This is a genomic window from Actinacidiphila epipremni, from assembly GCF_012034175.1.
Classification (GTDB): domain Bacteria; phylum Actinomycetota; class Actinomycetes; order Streptomycetales; family Streptomycetaceae; genus Actinacidiphila; species Actinacidiphila epipremni.
Genome location: NZ_JAATEJ010000003.1, coordinates 319938 through 340326, shown reverse-complemented (window position 1 = coordinate 340326; position 20389 = coordinate 319938). Strand labels below are relative to the sequence as shown.

Below are 20389 nucleotides of genomic sequence, written 5' to 3'. Positions count from 1 at the left end.
CGGCAAGAATCCCACCCATGGGAGGAACCATGACCGCCGAGGCCCCGCCTCATATGGCGCCCGCACAGCCGGACGGTTCGCCGTGGCCTGTACCGCCGGAGAACGGCTACACCGTTGACGACTTCTTCCGGCTCGATCTCCCGCCGCATACCGAGCTGATCGACGGGAGTCTCGTCTTCGTGAGTCCGCAGCGCGATTTCCACACGATGACCATGTTCGTGCTGGAACGATCCATGCAGGCGTCCGTTCCGGAGGGCTTCCGAGTCCGCCGCGAGATGGCCGTCGTGCTCGACAGGCGCAACGTCCCGGAGCCGGACCTCATCGTCCTGTCGGCTGTGGCGGTCACAGACCGCCGGCGGACGCGGTACGACGCCGCCGACGTCCACCTTGCAGTAGAGGTGGTCTCTCCGGACTCCGAGTCCAGGGATCGCGACTACAAGCCGCACAAGTACGCCGAGGCAGGCATTCCGCACTTTTGGCGGGTCGAGATGTCCGGGCCCCACGACCAGGTGGTCGTTTACACCTTCGAGCTCGAACCGACAACCAAGAAGTACGTGCCCACCGGCGTCCACCGCGACCAGCTCAAGGTCGACGTGCCGTACCCGATCAGCGTGGACCTCACGGAGATCGACCGGATGTGACCCCCTCGCGGCGGGGGCCGCAGGGGCGTGGGCGGGGCGGAAGGGCGGGTCCGGCGGGGGGCGGGGGGTGTCGGAGGGGTTTTCTATGCTGGCCGGTATGAGTCCCTCGACGCGTGTATTCGACCGCAGCCACACCGAAGACCTCGCCGCCTTCGTGCAGGTGGCCCCCTCCCCCTACCACGCCGTCGCCGCGGTGGCGGGCCGGCTGGAGAAGGCCGGCTTCCGGCGGGTGGCCGAGACGGACGCGTGGGACGGCGAGGCCGGGGGCAAGTTCGTCGTCCGCGGCGGGGCGATCGTCGCGTGGTACGTGCCGCAGGGCGCGCGGCCGGAGACGCCGTACCGGGTGGTCGGCGCGCACACCGACTCGCCGAACCTGCGGGTCAAGCCGCGGCCGGACATGGGCGCGGCGGGCTGGCGGCAGGTCGCCGTGGAGATCTACGGCGGGCCGCTGCTCAACAGCTGGCTGGACCGGGATCTCGGCCTGGCCGGGCGGCTGTCGCTGCGCGACGGCTCCTCGGTGCTGGTGAACGTCGACCGGCCGCTGCTGCGGGTCGCCCAGCTGGCCATCCACCTGGACCGCGGCGTCAACGACAACGGGCTCAACCTCGACAAGCAGCGCCACCTCCAGCCGCTGTGGGGCCTCGGCGAGGCGCACGACGGCGACCTCATCCGCTTCGTCGCCGGCGAGGCGGGCGTGGACGCCGAGGACGTCATCGGCTGGGACCTGATGACGCACGACGTGCAGCCGCCCGCCTTCCTCGGCCGCGACCGCGAACTGCTCGCCTCCCCCCGGCTGGACAACCTGCTGTCCGTGCACGCCTGCACCGCCGCGCTGCTGGCCGCCGCGCAGGCCGGCGACGCGAGCTGCATCCCGGTGCTCGCCGCCTTCGACCACGAGGAGAACGGCAGCGAGTCCGACACCGGCGCGCAGGGCCCCCTGCTGGGCAATGTGCTGGAGCGCTCGGTGCACGCCCGCGGCGGCGGCTACGAGGACCGGCTGCGGGCGCTGGCCGGCACGGTGTGCGTGTCCTCCGACGTGGGCCACGCGGTGCACCCCAACTACGCCGAGCGGCACGACCCGACGCACCACCCGCGCGCCAACGGCGGCCCGATCCTGAAGACCAACGTCAACCAGCGCTACGCCACCGACGGCCCGGGCCGCGCCCTGTTCGCCGCCGCGTGCGAGGAGGCGGGCGTGCCCTTCCAGCACTTCGTGTCCAGCAACGCGATGCCCTGCGGGACGACGATCGGCCCCATCACCGCGGCCCGGCACGGCATCTCGACGGTGGACGTCGGGGTGCCGATGCTCTCCATGCACTCCGCGCGCGAGCTGTGCGGCGCCGACGACCCGGCGTATCTGGCCTCGGCGCTCACGGCGTTCCTGCGCGCCTGACACCGCCCGCGCTTCGAGCAGTTGTCCGACGAGGGCATGCAACCCCCTTGCCCGGGAAGGCGATTCACCAGGAACTCAGACGAACTCCACCGCAGGAGGCGGACACCGTGGGTATCGGAGGCTGCATCATCCTGATCGCGGCGGGCGGGATCCTCACGTTCGCGACCGACTGGCACGCCAAGGGCGTCAACACGGACGTGGTGGGCCTGATCATGATGGCCGTGGGCATCGTCGGCCTCGCCGCGTACGTGAGCATCTTCAAGCGCCGCCGGATCCCCCCGACGGCGGACGGCGACGTGCCGCCCGTGGTCGAGGAGCGCTACTACCCGGGCCCGCGCTACTGAGGGCCCGCGTCCATCCCGGCGAGGACCAGCGCCAACCGTGTGTCGCCGGTGTCGGCCAGCCGCACCGGCACACCCCAGTCCTGCTGGTGCACATGGCAGGCCGGGTACTCATTGCCCGGGTCGTCGTCGCAGGAGGCGGCCATCGCCGACACGTGCAGCACCCCCTCCGGCACGGAGGGGTCCAGCACCAGGTCACGGAAGAGGTCCGTGCCCTTGCCCGCGCCCTGCGTGAGCAGCTCCGGCGGGGTCGCGCTGACCAGCAGCCGCGTCGAGGGCCCGTAGCGGTCGTCGAGCTTCTGCCCGGCCGGCGCGGAGAAGACGACGTCCAGCCGGAAGGCCCCGGGCGCCACGTCCGTCGCGGCCCGCTGCGTGCGGTGGGCGACGGCCTCGACCCGTACGGCCTCCTCCGGCAGGTGCATCCGGGTGAGCTTGTGCGCGGCGGACTCCACGACCACGATGTCGCCCGCCACCACCGCCGCGTCCGAGGGCTCCCGCAGGTCCGTCGCGAGCGTGCTGACCTCGCCCGTCACCGGGTCGTAGCGGCGCAGGGCGTTGTTGTACGTGTCGCTCACCGCGACCGAGCCGTCCGGCAGGCCCGTGACCCCGAGCGGGTGCTGGAGCAGCGCCTGCCCGGCGGGGCCGTCGCGGTGCCCGAAGTCGAACAGGCCGGTGCCCACGGCCGTACGGATGACGTAGCCGGCGCCGTTGGACCGTTCGGCCCAGCGCAGGGCCGAGGTCTCGGAGTCCGCGATCCACAGCCGGCCGCCGCTGACCGTCAGGCCCGAGGGCTGGGCGAACCAGGCGTCAGCGGCGGGACCGTCGACCAGGCCCTCGTTGGTGGTGCCCGCAGCGACCTCGACCCGGCCCGCCTCGGGGTCGTACGTCCACAGCTGGTGGACGCCCGCCATGGCGATCCACACCTTGCCCTCGAACCAGGCGACGTCCCACGGTGAGGACAGGTCCACGTCCAGCGCCCCGCCCGCGGTCGGCGCGCCCTGCCACCACTGCCGCCCGGTGCCGGCGACCGTCGTGACCCGGCCGCTGTCCAGGTCCAGCCGGCGCAGCGCGTGGTTGACGGTGTCGGCGACCACGACACTGCCGTCCGGCAGCATCGCCAGCCCCTGCGGCTCGCTGAACTGCGCGGTCCCGGCGTCCCCGTCGACCAGGCCGCGCTCGCCGGTGCCGATCCGGCGCACCACGCTCTCGCCGTCCGCGGCCAGCTCCACCAGGGCGTGCCGGGTGGAGTCCGAGACCAGGTAGTGCCCGGAGCCGGGCAGCGCGATGACCTTGCCGGGGAAGCGCAGGTCCGTCGCAACGGGCTCCGGCGGCACGTAGGGGCCGTCACCCCGCCGCAGGGTCCCCTTGGCGGCGTGCTCGGCCTCCAGCTCGCTCACCAGCCGCTCCAGCGCGTGCGCATGCCCCTCGCCGGCGTGCTGCGCCACGACGTAGCCCTCGGGGTCGATCACCACGAGCGTCGGCCACGCCCGTACCGCGTACTGCCGCCAGGTCGCCAGCTCCGGGTCGTCCAGCACCGGGTGCTCCACGTCGTAGCGCTCGACGGCGTCCACGACCGCCCGGTGCTCGGCCTCGTGCACGAACTTCGGCGAGTGCACGCCGACGATCACCACGGTGTCCCGGTGCCGCCGCTCCAGCTCGCGCAGCTCGTCCAGGACGTGCAGGCAGTTGACACAGCAGAAGGTCCAGAAGTCCAGGATGACGATGGATCCGCGGAGGTCGGCGAGGGTGGGGGCCGCCCCACCGGTGTTCAGCCAGCCGCCCTTGCCGATCAGCTCGGGCGCCCGGACGCGTGCACGTGCAGTCATGTCCCCATCCAACAGCATCGGGCGGGGTAGGCATTCCGTCATGAAATACGTGGTGCGGGAGAAGATGCTCGCCATCGGCGACGACTACTGGATCGAGGACGAGGAGGGCCGCCGGGCCTTCTACGTCGACGGCAAGGTGCTGCGGGTCCGCGAGACCCTGGAGCTCCAGGCCCCGGACGGCGAGGTGCTCGCCGTCATCCACAAGAAGCTGCTCACCCTGCGTGACGCCATGACCGTCGAACGCGGCGGCGCCGTCCTCGTCACCGTCCGCCGCAAACGCCTGGCCTTCGTCCACGACGTCTTCCGCGCGGAACTCGCCTCCGGCGAGGAGCTCGAAATCCGCGGCGACCTCATCGGCAAGGAGTACGACATCGACTACGCCGGCGACCGCCTCGCCCGCATCTCCCGCCGCTGGTTCTCCCTCCGCGACTCCTACGCCATCTCCCTCGACCACCCGGACGCGGACCCCGCCATGCTCATCGCCATCGCCATCTGCGTAGACCGCCTCACCGACAAGGACGCCACCGACTAGCCCGCCGGCCAGCAAACCAGGGGCGCGGTCCGAGGCCGCACTCACGCGCGAGGCCAGCAAACCAGGGGCGCGTGGGGGTACCCCCGGGCGAAGCTCCGGGGGAGAACGGAGCGACCAGCCACCGACCGGCGGAAGGTCCCGACACGACCCCCGCCCGGCAGGGCGGAGGGCTCACCCTCGGAGGACACGATCACGCAAGACGGGAAATTGCGCACGGGTCCGGCCGACAAGGCCAACGTCAAGCTCGCAGCTCAGCACCTGCTCCCCCGCCCCAGCCTCGCAGAGCACCTCACCCCACGGGTCCACGACCACACTGTGCCCGGCCTGCTCGACCCCGGCATGCGTGCCGGCAGTCCCGCAGGCCAGCACATACGCTTGCGACTCGATCGCTCGCGCGCGCACCAGCACCTGCCAGTGCGCGAGCCGCCGCGCGGGCCACCCCGCGCACAGCACCAGCAGCTCCGCGCCGCCCTCCACCAGCAACCGGAACTGCTCCGGGAACCGCAGGTCGTAGCACGTGGCGAGCCCGGCGACGCCGAACGGCAGCCGGGCCGTCACGACCCGGTCCCCGCCCGACATCAGCACCGCCTCCCCGCTGTCGAACCCGAACCGGTGAATCTTGCGGTAGACCGCCGCGAGCTCCCCGTCCGGCGCGAAGAGCAGCGACGTGTTGTACAGCGCCCCCGCGGGATCGCGTTCAACGACGGACCCGGCGTGCAGCCACACCCCGGCGTCCCGCGCCGCCGCGGACATCGCCTCCGCGGTGGGCCCGCCCTCCACCGGCTCCGCCTCCGCCGCGAACTCGCCGGAGGCGAACGCTCCGACGGGCCACAATTCGGGCAGGACGACAAGATCCGCCCCCGCCTGGGCACGTACCAGCGCGGCCACCCGCCCGCGGCGCTCCGCGGGCGTCTCGGCCGGGTCGACGTCGATCTGAACAAGCGTTGCGCGCACCTGGACACCGCCCATACGTTGGGTCGTCAAGCCGGGCCTACCATCGTCACTCGAAAGCACTGCGTGGGCGCCCGCGCGCAGCGTAACTTAGGCGCCAACCACCACGACCGCGCACCGATCCGTCGAGGGGTCCCGTGACCGTCCACAGCAAGCTCCAGCCGTACATAGACGCCTGGACCCACTCCATTGAATCCGTCAACGAGCTGGTGTCGCCACTGACCGAGGGGGAGTGGAACCGCCCCACGGAGTGCCCGTACTGGTCGGTCCGCGACATCGTCTCCCACATCATCGGCTTCGAGTGCGAACTCCTCGGCGATCCGCGCCCGATCCACACACTTCCCAGCGACCTGCGGCACATCACCTCCGAGACCGCCCGCTACACCGAGGTGCCGGTCGACATCCGGCGGCACCACACCGCCCCGGAGATGACCTCCGAGCTGGAGTACACGATCATCCGCAGGTCGCGGCAGCTGCGCAACGAGTCCCGGCAGCCCGACGCGACCGTACGGGGGATCGGCGGCGGCGAGGTCACGCTGGAGGAGCAGCTGTGGGCCCGGGTCTTCGACGTGTGGGTGCACGAGCAGGATCTGCGCCGCGCGCTGGACAAGCCCGGCAACCTGGCCTCGGCGGCGGCGGTGCTCTCCCGCGACTTCGTGCTGCGCGCGCTGCCGAAGCTGGTCGCGCACGACGCGGGCGCGCGGCCCGGCTCCGCGGTGGTCTTCGACGTGCACGGCCCGCTGGAGTTCATGCGCACCATCCGGGTGAACGCCGAGGGCCGCGGCTCGATCGACTCCGCGGTCTCGCTCGGCCCCGCGGTGACCTTCGTCCTGGACTGGGAGACCTTCCTGCGCCTGCTCACCGGCCGGGTCCGCCCGGCCGCGGTCGCCGGCCAGGTCAAGATCGAGGGCGACCAGGACCTCGCGGAGGCCATCCTGGCCCACATCGCCGTGACGCGCTGAGCCGTACGGGTCGCGTGGCGACGGGCCGGCGCCGGGGGCGTACCCCGGTACCGGCCCGCGGTGTTTTGCGGTGCGGGCCGGGAGGGGTGGGCCGGGGCCGGGAGGGGCTATTCGCCGCTGAGGGTCGCCGGGGCGGTGCGGTGGACGCTCTCGACGCGGCTGACGGCGATGCGTTCGCGCTCCAGGCGCTCGCTGGCGCGGCGCAGCCGCAGGATCTGGGTGAGGCCCACCGCCTGGAGGACGAAGATGCTGCACCAGGCCACGCGGTAGTCGTCGCCGGTGGAGTCCAGGAGCACGCCGATCGCCAGCAGCGTCAGCATGGAGGCGATGAAGCCGCCGATGTTGACGATGCCCGAGGCGGTGCCGAATCGTTCCGGCGGGTTGGCCGGGCGGGCGAAGTCGAAGCCGATCATCGACGCCGGGCCGCTCGCGCCGAGCACGACGCACAGCGCCACCAGCAGCCACATCGGGTCGTGCCCGCCGGGCCAGCCCAGCACCGCCGCCCAGGTGCCCGCGGTCACCGCGACCACGCCGAGCGTCAGCGGCAGCCGCGCCCCGTGGTGACGGGAGATCAGCTGGCCGAAGACCATCCCGAAGGCCATGTTGGCCAGCACCACCAGCGTCAGCAGCGCGCCGGCCGCCCCGCGCGACAGGTGCTGCGCCTCGACCAGAAACGGCATGCCCCACAGCAGCAGGAACACCATGCCGGGGAATTGCGTCGTGAAGTGCGTCCACATCCCCAGCCGCGTGCCCGGCTCCGCCCACGACGCCGCGATCTGCCGCCGCACGTACGCCGCGCCCGCGTGCTCGACGGGCGCGGGCTCGTAACCGGGCGGGTGGTCCTGGAGGAAGAAGACGACCAGCAGCAGGACGAAGGCGCCGGCGACCGCGGCGCCGAGGAAGGTCGGCGTCCAGCCGGCGGTGTGCAGCAGCCGGGACAGCACGACCGTCGAGATGAGGTTGCCGGCCACCCCGAAGAGCGCGGCGGCCTGCGTGACCAGCGGCCCGCGGCGGGCCGGGAACCAGCGCGAGCCCAGCCGCAGCACGCTCACGAACGTCATCGCGTCGCCGCAGCCGAGCACCGCGCGGGCGGCCAGCGCCATGGGGTAGGAGTGCGACAGCCCGAAGGTGAACTGGCCGGCGGTGTAGAGCACCGCGCCCAGCGTGAGCACCTTCTTCGTGCCGAGCCGGTCCACCATCAGCCCGACGGGTATCTGCATGCCGGCGTAGACCAGCACCTGGAGGATCGAGAACGACGACAGCGCGGAGGCGCCGACGTGGAAGCGGTCGGCGGCGTCGATGCCCGCGACGCCCAGGCTCGTGCGGTGCACCACCGCGACCAGGTAGACCAGCGTGCCGACGCCCCACACCAGCACCGCGCGCCGGCCGCCCGGTGGATCGCCCGGCACCGCGACGGCCCGCAGCGTACGGGCCGTCACGACTCGCCCCGCGCCAGTGTGTTGACGCGGGAAAGGTGCCGGGTCACGGCCGCTCTGGCCTCGCGGGCGCCGCCCTGGCGCAGCGCGTCGAGGATCTCGGTGTGCTCCTCGATGTTCTTGGCGACCCGGCTCGGCTCGGCGTGCATCGTGGCCACGCCCATCCGCAGCTGCCGGTCGCGCAGCTGGTCGTAGAGCTGGGCGAGGATACGGTTGCCGGCGGCGCGCACGATCTCGGCGTGGAAGCAGCGGTCGGCGACGGCGAAGGCGGCGAGGTCGCCCGCGGCGGCGTGCCCGCGCTGCTCGGCCAGCAGCTCCTCCAGCCGCGCCACCAGCGGCTCGGGCAGCGCGCCCACGAGCTTGGCCACCGCGTGCTGCTCCACCAGCAGCCGGGTCTCCACGACGTCCGCGATCTCCTGCGCCGACACCGGCAACACGAGCGCGCCCTTCTTCGGATAGAGCTTGAGCAGCCCCTCCGCCTCCAGCCGCAGCAGCGCCTCCCGCACCGGCGTCCGCGAGACCCCCACCGCCTCGGCGAGATCCCCTTCCGTCAGCAGCGTCCCGCCCTCGTAACTGCGGTCCAGCACCCCGGCCTTGACGTGCAGATACACCCGCTCGGCGGCGGGCGGCGACTTGGTGGCCGCGGCGGGGGGCTTGACTGCGGGCGCGGCCGTGGGCGTGGGCGTGACGGCCGGCGTGGCGGTGGCTGCATCCATGATGCGCACATCATAGATACAACAACCGGGCGTCCGACATGCCGTCTGCGATCCGGACGGGTGAACCGGGGTCACGGCGCCGGCGCGCACCCGCCCGCCGCACCCTCCCGCGTGCGCCCCCGCACCGGCCCTCGGGGGGAGGGGGTCAGGGGGTGGGCTGCGGGTCGGTGCGGAGGATGCCGTAGACGACGCTGTCGTGCCATTGGCCGTCGCGGAAGTTGCTGCCGCGCAGGACGCCCTCGCGGGTGAAGCCGGCTTTTTCCAGGGCGCGCTGCTCGGCGTGGTTCTCGACGTCGGTGTCGGCCTCGATGCGGGCGGTCAGGGTGTGGGCGAACAGGTAGCGCACGAGGAGGCGTTGGGCCTGGGTGCCGAGGCCGTGGCCGCGGGCCTGGGGCCAGAGCAGGATGCCCATGTTCCAGTAGAAGGACGTGGCGCTGGGGATCTTGCGCCACGCGACGAAGCCGGCCGACTCCGCCCCGCGGGTCACCAGCAGCCGGCCGCCGTCCGGGCCGAGCAGGCCGTTCTCGGCCCAGTCGCGCTTCCAGCGGTGCGGGTCGGGCCAGCCGAACCACTGGAAGGGGCCGACGGCCGCCGGGTCGGCGAGATAGCCGGTGATCACCGGAAGGTCGTCCTCGCCGATCGGGCGCAGGGACACATCGGCGTGCGGGGAGGTGCCCGCGGGAGTGTCAGTCATCCGATCATCGTACGGACGAGGTCCGCGCGGCCGGTTCCGGGCGGCCTCCGGACCGGCTCAGGGCCGGCTCAGGGCCAGCTCAGGGGCGGATGGTGCTCACCAGGTCCGCCGTCGAGGCCACCGTGGACTGGATCGTGGGCGCCAGGCTGGACCCGGCCAGGCAGAAGCCGAGCAGGCCGCACACGATGGCGTGACTGACCTTCAGGTTCTTGTTGCGCATCAGCAGCGCCGCGATGACGACCAGCAGCATGACGACGGACACGGAGACGACCATGCCGCGATAGCAGCACAAACCGGCCGCGGAATGGCGCAAACACGCACAAAGAGCGGGTGCGGACGTCAGTACGCCCGCACCCGCCTCATCCGTTCGTGGCCCGTGTGCCGAGACCCGTGGGCCGTATCGGCTACGCCCAGGTGATCAGCCGCTTGGGCTGCTCCAGGATCGCCGCGACGTCGGCCAGCACCTTCGAGCCCAGCTCCCCGTCCACCAGCCGGTGGTCGAAGGACAGCGCCAGCGTCGTGACGTGCCGCGGCTTGACCTTGCCCTTGTGCACCCACGGCTGGAGCTTGACCGCGCCGAAGGCCAGGATCGCCGACTCGCCCGGGTTGAGGATCGGCGTGCCGGTGTCGACGCCGAAGACGCCGACGTTGGTGATCGTGACCGTGCCGCCCTGCATGTCGGCCGGCGCCGTCCGGCCCTCGCGCGCGGTGCTCACCAGCTCGCCGAGCGCCGCGGCCAGCTCCGGCAGCGTCTTGTCCTGCGCGTCCTTGATGTTGGGGACGATCAGGCCGCGCGGGGTCGCCGCCGCGATGCCGAGGTTGACGTAGGACTTCTGGACGATCTCCTGCGCCTCCTCGTCCCACGCCGAGTTGACCGCCGGGTTGCGCCGGATCGCCACCAGCAGCGCCCGCGCGACCAGCAGCAGCGGGCTGACCTTGAGCCCGGCGAAGGCCCGGTCCTCCTTCAGCTCCTGGACCAGCTTCATGGTCCGGGAGATGTCGAAGGTCACGAACTCCGTGACGTGCGGCGCGGTGAAGGCGCTGGCCACCATGGCCTGCGCGGTCGCCTTGCGCACGCCCTTGATGGGCGTACGGGTCTCCCGCGCGCCGGCCGCCACCGCGGGCGCCGGCTCCGGGGCCGACGGGAGCCGGGCCGGGGGCGCGGCGGCGGCGCGGATGTCCTCGCGCGTCACCACGCCGTTCGGGCCGGTCGGCACCACGGTCGCCAGGTCGATGCCCAGCTCCTTGGCGAGCTTGCGCACCGGCGGCTTGGCCAGCGGCCGTCCGGCGGCGGGCTGCTCCGGTACGGGCGCGGGGGCGGGGGCAGGGACCGGGGCAGGGGTCACCGCGGGAGCGGCGGCGGCCGGGCCCGTACCCGTAGTCGTACCGGCGCCCGTATCCGCGTGCCCGTTCAGCGGCGCGGCCTGCTGCTGCTTGCGCGGCCGGCGGGTCGTCGAGGACGGCGCGACGCCGTAACCGACCAGCACCGCCTCCCGCTTGGCGGCCGGCGGCGCCTCGGGCGCGGGCTGCGGCGCGGCCTCGGCGGCCGGCGCCGGCTGCGCTGCCGCCTCCCCCGTGTCGCCCGCGTCCACCACGATGATCGGCGTGCCGACGTCCACCGTCGTGCCCTCGTCGAAGCGGATCTCGCTGATCACCCCGTCGAACGGGATGGGCAGCTCGACGGCCGCCTTGGCCGTCTCCACCTCGCAGATCACCATGCCGTCGTGCACGGCGTCGCCCACCGCCACGTACCACTTGAGGATCTCCGCCTCGGTCAGCCCCTCGCCGACGTCCGGCATCCGGAACTCGCGGAAGCGCGGGCCCCGCTGCGTCTGTGCGGCCTGTGCCGTCATGGTCGTCACAACCCTCTCCCTCAGAACGCCAGCGCGCGGTCGACGGCGTCCAGCACCCGGTCGAGCCCGGGCAGGTACTCGTCCTCCAGGCGCGCCGGCGGGTAGGGGGCGTGGAAACCGCCGACCCGCAGCACCGGTGCCTCGAGGTGGTAGAAGCAGCGCTCCGTGATCCGGGCGGCGATCTCGGCACCGGCCCCGTAGAAGACCGGCGCCTCGTGCACGACCACCAGCCGGCGGGTCTTCTGCACGGACGCCTGGATCGTGTCGAAGTCGATCGGCGAGAGCGAGCGCAGATCCACGACCTCCAGGCTACGGCCCTCGTTCGCCGCCGCTGCCGCCGCCTCCAGGCACACCTTCACCATCGGCCCGTACGCGGCGAGCGTGACGTCCGTGCCCTGCTGGACGACGACCGCCCGGTGCAGGTCGCCCGGCACCGCCTCGACGTCGACCTCGCCCTTGTCCCAGTAGCGCCGCTTGGGCTCGAAGAAGATCACCGGGTCGTCGCATTCGATGGCCTGCTGGAGCATCCAGTAGGCGTCCGAGGCGTTCGAGGGCGAGACCACCTTCAGGCCCGGGACATGCGCGAACAGCGACTCCGGCGACTCGCTGTGGTGCTCGACCGCGCCGATGCCGCCGCCGTAGGGGATGCGGATGACGATCGGCAGCTTGATCTTGCCGAGCGCGCGGGCGTGCATCTTGGCCAGCTGGGTGACGATCTGGTCGTAGGCGGGGAAGACGAACCCGTCGAACTGGATCTCCGCCACCGGCCGGTAGCCGCGCAGCGCCAGGCCGATCGCGGTGCCGACGATGCCGGACTCCGCCAGCGGGGTGTCGATGACCCGGCCCTCGCCGAAGTCCTTGTGCAGCCCGTCGGTGATCCGGAAGACGCCGCCGAGCTTGCCGACGTCCTCGCCCATCACCAGGACCTTGGGGTCGCTCTCCAGGGCCTTGCGCAGCGACTCGTTGAGCGCCTTGGCCACAGCCATCGTCTGCGTCATGTCAGTGCCCCTGTCCCGGGTTGCCGCCGGTTTCTGCGTCCTCGAAGGACGCGGCGTATGCGGCGTACTGGGCGCGCTCCTCGTCGACGAGCGCGCTGCCGTCCGCGTAGACGTGCTCGAACATGGCCATCGGGCCGGGGTTCGGCATGGTGCGTACGCCCTCGCGCACGCGCTTGGCCAGGGCGTCGCTCTCGGTGTCGACGCCGGCGTAGAAGTCCTCGTCGGCCAGGCCCTCGCGGTCGAGGTAGGCGCGCAGCCGGGCGATCGGGTCCTTGGCCGCCCACTCCGAGCGCTCGTCCTCGCTGCGGTAGCGCGTCGGGTCGTCGGTCGTGGTGTGCGCGCCCATCCGGTAGGTGAACGCCTCGACCAGCATCGGGCCCTGCCCGCTGCGGGCGTGCTCCAGCGCCGCCCGGGTCACCGCGAGCACCGCCAGCACGTCGTTGCCGTCCACCCGCACGCCGGGGAAGCCGAAGCCGGCGGCGCGCTGGTAGATCGGCACCCGGGACTGCTTCTCGGTCGGCTCGGAGATGGCCCACTGGTTGTTCTGGCAGAAGAAGACCACCGGCGCGTTGTAGACCGCGGCGAAGGTGAACGCCTCGGCGACGTCGCCCTGGCTGGAGGCGCCGTCGCCGAAGTACGCGAGCACCGCCGACTCGGCGCCGTCCTTGGCCACACCCATCGCGTACCCCGTGGCGTGCAGGGTCTGCGAGCCGATGACGATGGTGTAAAGGTGGAAGTTGTTCTCGTTGGGGTCCCAGCCGCCGTGGTTCACGCCGCGGAACATCCCGAGCAGGTTCAGCGGGTCCACGTCGCGCGTCCAGGCCACGCCGTGCTCGCGGTACGTCGGGAAGACGTAGTCGTCGGGGCGGGTCGCGCGGCCCGAGCCGATCTGCGCGGCCTCCTGGCCCAGCAGCGACGCCCACAGCCCCAGCTCGCCCTGCCGCTGCAGCGTGACCGCCTCGCCGTCGAACCGCCGGGTCAGCACCATGTCGCGGTACAGGCCGCGCAGCTCCTCCGGCGTCAGGTCGACCGCGTATTCGTCGTGCTCCACCCGCTCGCCCTGCGGCGTCAGCAGCTGTACGAGCCCGGGCTCCCCGCTACGGCGCTTGGCGGCGCTGCCGCGGGTCGTCCTCCGCGGTGCAGTGCTCTTCACGCTCACGTTCGCTCCTCCGTCTGTCCGGCCCCCGGGATCTGCCGGGGAGCAGGATGGGGCCTCCTCCCGCGTGTACGGGGGGCGGCGCACCTGGTCCGGCGGGACGCACGGGGTGTGTGCGGCATGGCCGAGCCAGGCTGACAGTGCCCCGGCGAATGGCCTGCAACTACAGACGTTACCCAGAAGTCCGGCAAATGCGCGAAGCCGTCCGACCTGCGGTTTTGCTTGGATTTCCTAGTAACTGCGCGAGCGCCGCGCATGCGGGTCGGTGGGTCGGATGTCGCCGCAGGCCACCGGGACAACGGCACCGTATCTCGGATGGCGGACATCCGTAAGGGGCCACCGGGGTGCGCGGGAGGCGCGGGCGGACGCGCGGTGGGACCCTGGGCACGTGAGCGAAAAAGCACATGACGCGCACAAGGGGCATATACGCGTATTCGTCGTCGACGACCACGCCGTCGTCCGGCGGGGCGTGAACCGGCTGCTGTCCCACGACCCCGCGATCGAGATCGTCGGCGAGGCCGCCACCACGCGCGAGGCCATGGACCGCGTCCCGGACGCCCATCCGGACGTCGCCGTCCTGGACGTACGGCTGCCGGACGCCAGCGGTGTCGAGGCCTGCCGGGAGATCCGCTCGCACGACGAGTCGGTGAAGTGCCTGATGCTCACCTCCTTCGCCGACGACGAGGCCCTCTTCGACGCCGTCATGGGCGGCGCCGCCGGCTACGTCCCCAAGGTCATCACCGGCGACGACCTGATCACCGCGGTCCGCGAGGTCGCCGCGGGCCACTCCCTCATCGACCCGGCCGCGACCGCGCACGTCCTGGAACGCCTGCGCGAGGGCGGTACCCGCAGTGAGGTGGCGGAGGACCGCCCCGGCCGGCTCACCGCGCAGGAGCGGCACATCCTGGACCTGATCGGCGAGGGCCTGACCAACCGCGAGATCGGCGAGCAGGCCGGGCTCAAGGAGCGCGAGGTGCGCCGGCAGGTGTCGAAACTGCTGGCCAAGCTGGGGATGGAGCGCGGCCACCGGCGGGTGGCGTAGCCGGTCGGAGGTGGGTGGGGGCTGCTGGGCCGCGGGATGGCCTAAGGCTGCCCCTAGCAGGTCGGGGTGGGGTGGCGCCACCCCGCCCGAACGGGCGCCTTCGGTGATCTACGCTGTCGCTCGTGACGGGCACGGCAACGGAGCCGCACGCGCCGGCCTCGCTGTCCGCGCTGCTGCACCGGTACGAGGACGCGGGAGAGCCACTGACCTGCGAGGCCGTCCCCCGGGGGCTGCTGAACCGCGGGTGGCGGGTGACCACCACGACCGGCCGCTACTTCCTCAAGGAGTACGTCGCCGCGGACACCGCAGAGCCCGCGGTCATCGCGCGCCAGCACCGCGCCACCCGGCGCCTGGCCGGCCTGGGCCTGCCCGCCGCCGCGCCCCTGCGCGCCGCCGACGGCCGCACCGTCACCCTGCACGGCGGCGCCGGCTACGCCCTCTTCCCCTGGATCGACGGCACCCACCGCGAGGGCACCGACCTCGACGCCGAGCAGTCCCGGCGGCTCGGCGCGCTGCTGGGCCGGGTCCACACCGGCCTGGCCCACGTGCAGCCGCCACCCGCCGCCGCGCCGCCGCGGCCGAGCGCGGACCCGGACCGTACCCACGCCGACATCGAGCGGCTGCTCGACCTCGCCCGCGCCCACCGCCCGCACGACGCCTTCGACCGGCTCGCCGAGCACCGGCTGCTGGAGCGCCGCGACCTGCTGCGCCGGCACGCCCACCGCCGCCCGCCGGACCCCTCGCCCGCCCCCGCGCAGGCCGGCGGCGCGCAGGGCTGGGTGCACGGCGACTTCCACCCGCTCAACCTGCTCTACCGGGGCGACGAGCCCGCCGCGATCGTCGACTGGGACCGCCTCGGCGTCCAGCCGCGCGCCGAGGAGGCGGTACGGGCCGCCGCGATCTTCTTCGTCCACCCCGTCGACGGCCGCCTCGACCTGGGCAAGGTGCGCGCGTACGCGACGGCGTACCGGGCCGCCGCGGGCGCGGGCGCGGCGGAGGTCGCCGCCGCGGTGCACCGGGTGTGGTGGGAGCGGGTCAACGACTTCTGGATGCTCCAGTGGCGCTACGAGCACCGCGACCTGCGCTCCGACCCGCTCTTCCCCGCGACCTCGGCGCTGGCGGTGTGGTGGACGGGGGAGTACGACGCGGTGCTGGACGCTTTCGCGGGGTGAGCCCGGCTCGCGGGGCGAGGTCCGGGTGCGGTGCGGTGCCGTGCCCGGCGGTGCGGCGGGCTGGCGGTGCGGGTCAGTTGCTGCCGGGACCGCCCGGGCCGCTGCCGCCGCCCGAGCCGCCGCCGTTCGAGCCGGGGCTCGCCGTGTCGGTGGGGCCGTCGCTGGGCTCGCTGTCCGTCGGGGTCGGCTTCGTGGGCGTCGCGGTGTGGCTGGTCGGCGGGGTCGTCGGCGGGGTCTTGGACGGCGTCCCGGTCGGCTTGGACGAGGGCGGGGCGCTGGTCGAAGGGGTCCAGCTCGGGGTCGTCGGGCCGGACGTCGGCTCGTCGGGGTCGCTGCCCTGGTCGGTCGGGCCGTCGGTGACCTGGTCGTCGGTCGGCTGCTGGTCCGGCGCGGTCGGCGAGGACGACGCCGGGTTGTCGGTGGGGGTGCCGCCGTGCCCGCCGCCCTTCGTGGCCAGGACGACGCCGATGACCACCGCCAGCACCGCCGCGACCGCGAACAGCACGGGCTTGAGCCAGCGGCTGCCGCCGCCCTGCCCGGAGCCGCCCGTACCGTATCCGGCGCCGGAGCCGTACCCGTCGTCGTAGCCGTCGCCCGTGCCCGCGCCCGCCCCGGCCGCACCCGCGCCGCCGACGACGCCGGGGACCAGCGGGAGGCCGAGCTCGGCCGTGCCGCCGCTGCGCCCGTCGGGGCGGTACGGGCCGGTGGCGCCGGCCGGCGTGGAGCCCGGGCCCTGGGGGAGCACCTTGGTGATCGCGCCGGTGTTCCACATGCCGCCGGTCCAGCCGCCCTGCTGCGTCAGCGCCTGGTGCGCGTATCCGACGACGCCGCGCATCTCCTCCGCGCTCTGGAAGCGGTCCTCCGGCTGCTTGGCGAGCGAGCGCAGCACCAGCCCGTCGAGCTCGGGCGGCACCCGCTCGCTGACCTGCGACGGCAGCCGCGGCTCGTCCTGCACGTGCTGGTAGACCACCGACAGCGGCGTCTCACCGACGAACGGCGGGCGCAGCGCGAGCAGTTCGTAGAGCAGGCAGCCGGTCGCGTACAGATCGCTGCGGTGGTCGACGGACTTGCCGAGCGCCTGCTCGGGCGACAGATACTGCGGGGTGCCCATGACCATGCCGGTCTGCGTCATGGTGCTGGCCGCGCCGTGCAGGGCCCGCGCGATGCCGAAGTCCATGACCTTGACGGCACCGCTGTTGGTGATGATCACATTGGCCGGTTTGATATCCCGGTGCACGATGCCGTGCTGATGGCTGTACGCGAGCGCGTCCAGCACCCCGGAGACGATGAGCAGCGCCTGGTCGACCGGCGGCGGGGTCGCCCCGGTGAGCAGGTCCTTGATCGTATGGCCCTCGACCAGCTCCATCACGATGTACGGCGCCGTCCCGGACGGCGTGCGGTCCTCGCCGGAGTCGTACACGGCGACGACCGCGTGGTGGTTCAGGCCCGCGACGGCCTGTGCCTCACGGGCGAAACGGGCCTTGGCGACGGCGTCCTCGGCGAGGTCGCCGCGCAGCAGCTTGACGGCGACGGTCCGGCCGAGCCGTACGTCCTCGGCCGCGAAGACCTCGGCCATACCGCCCCGGCCGAGCCGCCCGGTCAGCCGGTAGCGGCCGTCGCCGACGACGGAGCCCACCCGCCACTGCTGGACGGATGCCTCCGATGCTCCGGTGCCGGCGGCCGTCTCGTTCGGGTCGACCATCAGTCCTCGCCGTCGTTCGCCATCGCTGCGTCTGGTGCGCCACCGTACCGCTTTTCCGCCAACCGCCATGGCCCACGTCCACCCCGCGGCCCCCGTACGAGCGCACCTGTCCGCTGTGGCTCCGGCCACGGATCCTGCGGGGGATCCGCTGTGGATCCCGCGGTGGATCCCGCCCAGCTCTTGCACCCCGCTTACCGGCCGCTTACCCACCTTTGACGGCCGGATCCTGATACTTGGCAAAGTTCCGCGTTCTGTGCGCGCTCGATGCGCATCAGGTGACGAGATGGTCAACGAACTTGACGTGCTCGCGCGATCGACCAGACTGAGCGGGCAAGCTCGGGGACGCATGACTTCCCGTCGGCATCTTCATGGGGGTAGCGGTACTGATGAGCGGGGACGCCACGCAGGGCGGCGGGTACACGGGGCGCTCGGTCGGCGGCGGACGCTACGTCCTGCGCAACCTGCTCGGCCAGGGCGGCATGGCCTCCGTGCACCTGGCACATGACACGGTGCTGGACCGGCCGGTGGCCGTCAAGACCCTGCATACCAATCTCGGCCACGAGCAGTCCTTCCGCGAGCGCTTCCGCCGCGAGGCCCAGTCCGTCGCCAAGCTCAACCACACCAACATCGTCTCGGTCTTCGACTCCGGCGAGGACACGATCGACGGCCAGGTCGTCCCCTACATCGTCATGGAGTACATCGAGGGCAAGCCGCTCGGTGACGTCCTGGCCGCCGACATAGCCCAGTTCGGCGCGATGCCGGCCGACAAGGCGCTGAAGGTCGTGGGCGATGTGCTCGCCGCGCTCGCCGTCAGCCATGAAATGGGCCTGGTCCACCGGGACATCAAGCCCGGCAATGTGATGATCACCAAGCGCGGTGTCGTCAAGGTCATGGACTTCGGCATCGCGCGGGCCATGCAGTCCGGGGTCACCTCGATGACGCAGACCGGCATGGTCGTCGGCACCCCGCAGTACCTGTCGCCCGAACAGGCCCTGGGGCGCGGCGTCGACGAGCGCTCCGACCTCTACTCGGTCGGCTGCATGCTCTTCGAACTGCTCACCGGGCGGCTGCCGTTCGACGCGGACTCGCCGCTGGCGATGGCGTACCAGCATGTGCAGGAGACGCCGCCGGCGCCCTCGGGCTTCAACCGCGCCCTCACCCCGGCCGTCGACGCCCTGGTCGCCCGCGCCCTGCGCAAGAACCCCGCCGAGCGCTTCCCGACCGCCGACGCCATGCACGACGAGACCGAGCGCGTACTGGCTGCCACCGCCCGCAACACCGTGCCGCTGCTGTCCGGCGAGTCCGGCTCCGGCAACCGCGGCGAGGGCGTGGCCGCCGCCGTCTTCCCCTCCGCGCAGGGCCCGGTCCAGACTCCGCCGCCGCAGCTCCAGACGCCGTACGCCCCGACGCCCACCCCGCAGTCCGGCTACGGCCCCTCGACCCCGCCGCCCAGCGCCTACGGCTACCCGCAGCAGGGCGGCGCCCAGGCCCCGCCGCCGAGCAGCCCGTACGGCTACCCGCAGCAGGGCTCGGCACCGACGCCGCCGCCGATGCCGTCCATGCCGCAGCAGCACCTGAGCGGCGGGCCGGGCGGCCCGGGCGGGCCCGGTGGTGGCCGCAAGCGCAACATGCCGCTCATCCTGGGCGCCTCGGTCGCGGCCGTGGCCGTCGTCGTCATCATCTCCGTCGTCGTCGCGATGAGCGGCGGCGGCAAGGGCGACCCCAACGCCGACGACACCAGCACCCCCGCCCCGACCGCCCCCAGCACCACCGCGGCGCCCACGCCCACCCAGGCCGACGTCGTCATGGGCGACCAGAGCCGCACCATCGAGTCCAGCGAGTGCACCAAGGCCCACAACGACCTGATCAACCCGGGCAAGCCCAACATCATGACGATGCCCGACTTCACCTCGATCTACGTGGACTCCGCCGTCGCCTGCATGAAGGCCGCGAACTGGCCCTACGAGATCAAGGACATGGACGAGCAGCAGTGGGGCAAGGGCACGATCACCGCCCAGTCCCCCAAGGACCTCGACGACTTCGACCCGACCTCCGGCCAGAAGGTCACCATCTGGGTCTCCACGGGCAAGAGCGCGAACTAGCCCCCGGCCCCCACCCCGCCCGGCCCCACCAGGGGCGCCGGGCGGTTCGCATTCCCCCGGGGGCGGGGTGCGGGGTCCAGGCACGGGGGCCGGCGGCGGAACCGGGCGGGTCCCCGCAGGGCGAGGGCTCGGGCCCGGCGCCGGGGCCGGCGGTCAGGGTCCGGCGGTCAGGGCCCGAGCCCGGCGGGCGTCCGCTCGGGGGCCCGGCCCGGCGGGCGTCGGCCCAGGGGCCGGGCCCCTCGTGGGCTTACAGGTACGGGCCCGAACGTGACCCCGGGTGGCCGAGGTCGCCCTCCTCCTCATGGCCGAGCGCACCCGGCGGCAGCGCCCGCCGCATCTGCTCCAGCTGCGCCCGCGCCGCCATCTGCTGGGCGAAAAGCGCCGTCTGGATGCCGTGGAAGAGGCCCTCCAGCCAGCCCACCAGCTGCGCCTGCGCGATCCGCAGCTCGGCCTCGCTCGGCACGCTGTCGTCGGTGAAGGGCAGCGACAGCCGCTCCAGCTCCGCCACCAGCTCCGGCGCCAGGCCCGCCTCCAACTCCTTCACCGAACTGGCGTGGATCTCCTTCAGCCGCACCCGGCTGGCCTCGTCCAAAGGCGCCGCCCGCACTTCCTCCAGGAGCTGCTTGATCATGCTGCCGATCCGCATCACCTTGGCCGGCTGCTCGACCATCTCCGTGACCGGGATCTCCCGGCCCTCCTCGCCGTCGCCGCCCGAGGACCCGCCCAGGGCCATACCGTCCGGCCCGACGACCAGGACCTGCGGATTCTGCGAGCTCTCCGGCGAGCTTCCGTCCATCGGCATCTCCATAAGGTCATTGTCCCGCACCCCCGTCCGCCGCGGTCCCGAGCCCCCTCATGCCCCGACCGGCCCC

At 72.9% G+C, this 20389-nt stretch carries 19 protein-coding genes; 8 read left to right on the top strand and 11 right to left on the bottom strand.

Annotated features, from left to right (window positions below):
* Nucleotides 1–29 precede the first annotated feature (29 nt).
* The 3 genes from HCN08_RS06670 (at nt 30) to HCN08_RS06660 (ending at nt 2378) form a co-directional block, all read left to right on the top strand.
* Complete coding sequence (locus HCN08_RS06670) at nt 30–641, top strand: Uma2 family endonuclease (RefSeq protein WP_240969809.1); 612 nt, start codon at nt 30–32, stop codon at nt 639–641.
* Between the two features lie 97 nt (nt 642–738).
* Nucleotides 739–2034 (top strand): M18 family aminopeptidase, encoded by a 1296-nt coding sequence (locus HCN08_RS06665; RefSeq protein ID WP_167981927.1) that lies wholly within the window; start codon nt 739–741, stop codon nt 2032–2034.
* Nucleotides 2035–2141: 107 nt separating this feature from the next.
* A complete protein-coding gene (locus tag HCN08_RS06660) occupies nt 2142–2378 on the top strand; it encodes a hypothetical protein (protein ID WP_167981926.1) in 237 nt (78 codons plus the stop codon).
* Here HCN08_RS06660 and HCN08_RS06655 read toward each other — a convergent pair.
* Nucleotides 2372–4201: an NHL domain-containing thioredoxin family protein gene (locus HCN08_RS06655; RefSeq protein WP_167981925.1), complete on the bottom strand. Its 1830-nt coding sequence runs from the start codon at nt 4199–4201 to the stop codon at nt 2372–2374. The genes HCN08_RS06660 and HCN08_RS06655 overlap by 7 nt on opposite strands.
* A 40-nt stretch (nt 4202–4241) precedes the next feature.
* Between HCN08_RS06655 and HCN08_RS06650 the strand changes: the two genes are divergently transcribed.
* Entirely contained in the window at nt 4242–4733 is a 492-nt protein-coding gene (locus tag HCN08_RS06650; protein WP_167981924.1) for an LURP-one-related/scramblase family protein, read from the top strand.
* 171 nt (nt 4734–4904) lie between these two features.
* On the opposite strand, the gene HCN08_RS06645 is transcribed toward HCN08_RS06650, so the two are convergent.
* Nucleotides 4905–5687: a carbon-nitrogen family hydrolase gene (locus HCN08_RS06645; protein WP_167982067.1), complete on the bottom strand. Its 783-nt coding sequence runs from the start codon at nt 5685–5687 to the stop codon at nt 4905–4907.
* 134 nt (nt 5688–5821) lie between these two features.
* On the opposite strand from HCN08_RS06645, the gene HCN08_RS06640 reads away from it, so the two are divergent.
* Complete coding sequence (locus HCN08_RS06640; protein ID WP_167981923.1) at nt 5822–6646, top strand: maleylpyruvate isomerase family mycothiol-dependent enzyme; 825 nt, start codon at nt 5822–5824, stop codon at nt 6644–6646.
* 107 nt (nt 6647–6753) lie between these two features.
* On the opposite strand, the gene HCN08_RS06635 is transcribed toward HCN08_RS06640, so the two are convergent.
* From HCN08_RS06635 to pdhA, 7 genes are all read right to left on the bottom strand, one after another.
* On the bottom strand, nt 6754–8085 hold the full coding sequence (locus HCN08_RS06635; RefSeq protein ID WP_322974265.1) for an MFS transporter: 1332 nt from the start codon (nt 8083–8085) through the stop codon (nt 6754–6756).
* The gene (locus HCN08_RS06630; protein WP_167981922.1) at nt 8082–8798 is read right to left on the bottom strand and encodes a GntR family transcriptional regulator; all 717 of its coding nucleotides are present in this window, start codon (nt 8796–8798) and stop codon (nt 8082–8084) included. Before HCN08_RS06630 ends, HCN08_RS06635 begins: the two co-directional genes overlap by 4 nt.
* A 145-nt stretch (nt 8799–8943) precedes the next feature.
* Nucleotides 8944–9492, bottom strand: a complete 549-nt coding sequence (locus tag HCN08_RS06625) for a GNAT family N-acetyltransferase (RefSeq protein WP_167981921.1) — start codon at nt 9490–9492, stop codon at nt 8944–8946.
* 79 nt (nt 9493–9571) lie between these two features.
* Entirely contained in the window at nt 9572–9766 is a 195-nt protein-coding gene (locus tag HCN08_RS06620; protein ID WP_167981920.1) for a hypothetical protein, read from the bottom strand.
* Between the two features lie 130 nt (nt 9767–9896).
* Nucleotides 9897–11345 (bottom strand): dihydrolipoamide acetyltransferase family protein, encoded by a 1449-nt coding sequence (locus HCN08_RS06615; protein WP_167982065.1) that lies wholly within the window; start codon nt 11343–11345, stop codon nt 9897–9899.
* 20 nt (nt 11346–11365) lie between these two features.
* A complete protein-coding gene (locus HCN08_RS06610) occupies nt 11366–12343 on the bottom strand; it encodes an alpha-ketoacid dehydrogenase subunit beta (protein WP_167981919.1) in 978 nt (325 codons plus the stop codon).
* Between the two features lies 1 nt (nt 12344).
* Complete coding sequence (pdhA, locus tag HCN08_RS06605; protein ID WP_167981918.1) at nt 12345–13502, bottom strand: pyruvate dehydrogenase (acetyl-transferring) E1 component subunit alpha; 1158 nt, start codon at nt 13500–13502, stop codon at nt 12345–12347.
* A gap of 385 nt (nt 13503–13887) precedes the next feature.
* Between pdhA and HCN08_RS06600 the strand changes: the two genes are divergently transcribed.
* Nucleotides 13888–14541, top strand: a complete 654-nt coding sequence (locus tag HCN08_RS06600; RefSeq protein ID WP_322974264.1) for a response regulator transcription factor — start codon at nt 13888–13890, stop codon at nt 14539–14541.
* 113 nt (nt 14542–14654) lie between these two features.
* Nucleotides 14655–15713: a phosphotransferase gene (locus HCN08_RS06595; RefSeq protein ID WP_206318487.1), complete on the top strand. Its 1059-nt coding sequence runs from the start codon at nt 14655–14657 to the stop codon at nt 15711–15713.
* Between the two features lie 73 nt (nt 15714–15786).
* Here the strand turns inward: HCN08_RS06595 and HCN08_RS06590 are convergent, their stop codons facing one another.
* Nucleotides 15787–17415, bottom strand: coding sequence for a protein kinase domain-containing protein (locus HCN08_RS06590; RefSeq protein WP_167981915.1), 1629 nt, complete (start codon nt 17413–17415; stop codon nt 15787–15789).
* A 386-nt stretch (nt 17416–17801) separates the two neighbouring features.
* Between HCN08_RS06590 and HCN08_RS06585 the strand changes: the two genes are divergently transcribed.
* Entirely contained in the window at nt 17802–19517 is a 1716-nt protein-coding gene (locus tag HCN08_RS06585; RefSeq protein ID WP_167981914.1) for a Stk1 family PASTA domain-containing Ser/Thr kinase, read from the top strand.
* Nucleotides 19518–19764: 247 nt separating this feature from the next.
* On the opposite strand, the gene HCN08_RS06580 is transcribed toward HCN08_RS06585, so the two are convergent.
* Entirely contained in the window at nt 19765–20325 is a 561-nt protein-coding gene (locus HCN08_RS06580; RefSeq protein WP_167981913.1) for a bacterial proteasome activator family protein, read from the bottom strand.
* Nucleotides 20326–20389: the final 64 nt, after the last annotated feature.

Coding starts and splice junctions, on each gene's coding strand:
- HCN08_RS06580 (WP_167981913.1), bottom strand. CDS start 20,325: ATGGAGATGCCGATGGACGGAAGCTCGCCGGAGAGCTCGCAGAATCCG.
- HCN08_RS06670 (WP_240969809.1), top strand. CDS start 30: ATGACCGCCGAGGCCCCGCCTCATATGGCGCCCGCACAGCCGGACGGT.
- HCN08_RS06585 (WP_167981914.1), top strand. CDS start 17,802: ATGAGCGGGGACGCCACGCAGGGCGGCGGGTACACGGGGCGCTCGGTC.
- HCN08_RS06630 (WP_167981922.1), bottom strand. CDS start 8,798: ATGGATGCAGCCACCGCCACGCCGGCCGTCACGCCCACGCCCACGGCC.
- HCN08_RS06610 (WP_167981919.1), bottom strand. CDS start 12,343: ATGACGCAGACGATGGCTGTGGCCAAGGCGCTCAACGAGTCGCTGCGC.
- HCN08_RS06665 (WP_167981927.1), top strand. CDS start 739: ATGAGTCCCTCGACGCGTGTATTCGACCGCAGCCACACCGAAGACCTC.
- HCN08_RS06655 (WP_167981925.1), bottom strand. CDS start 4,201: ATGACTGCACGTGCACGCGTCCGGGCGCCCGAGCTGATCGGCAAGGGC.
- HCN08_RS06620 (WP_167981920.1), bottom strand. CDS start 9,766: ATGGTCGTCTCCGTGTCCGTCGTCATGCTGCTGGTCGTCATCGCGGCG.
- HCN08_RS06615 (WP_167982065.1), bottom strand. CDS start 11,345: ATGACGGCACAGGCCGCACAGACGCAGCGGGGCCCGCGCTTCCGCGAG.
- HCN08_RS06590 (WP_167981915.1), bottom strand. CDS start 17,415: ATGGTCGACCCGAACGAGACGGCCGCCGGCACCGGAGCATCGGAGGCA.
- HCN08_RS06625 (WP_167981921.1), bottom strand. CDS start 9,492: ATGACTGACACTCCCGCGGGCACCTCCCCGCACGCCGATGTGTCCCTG.
- HCN08_RS06650 (WP_167981924.1), top strand. CDS start 4,242: ATGAAATACGTGGTGCGGGAGAAGATGCTCGCCATCGGCGACGACTAC.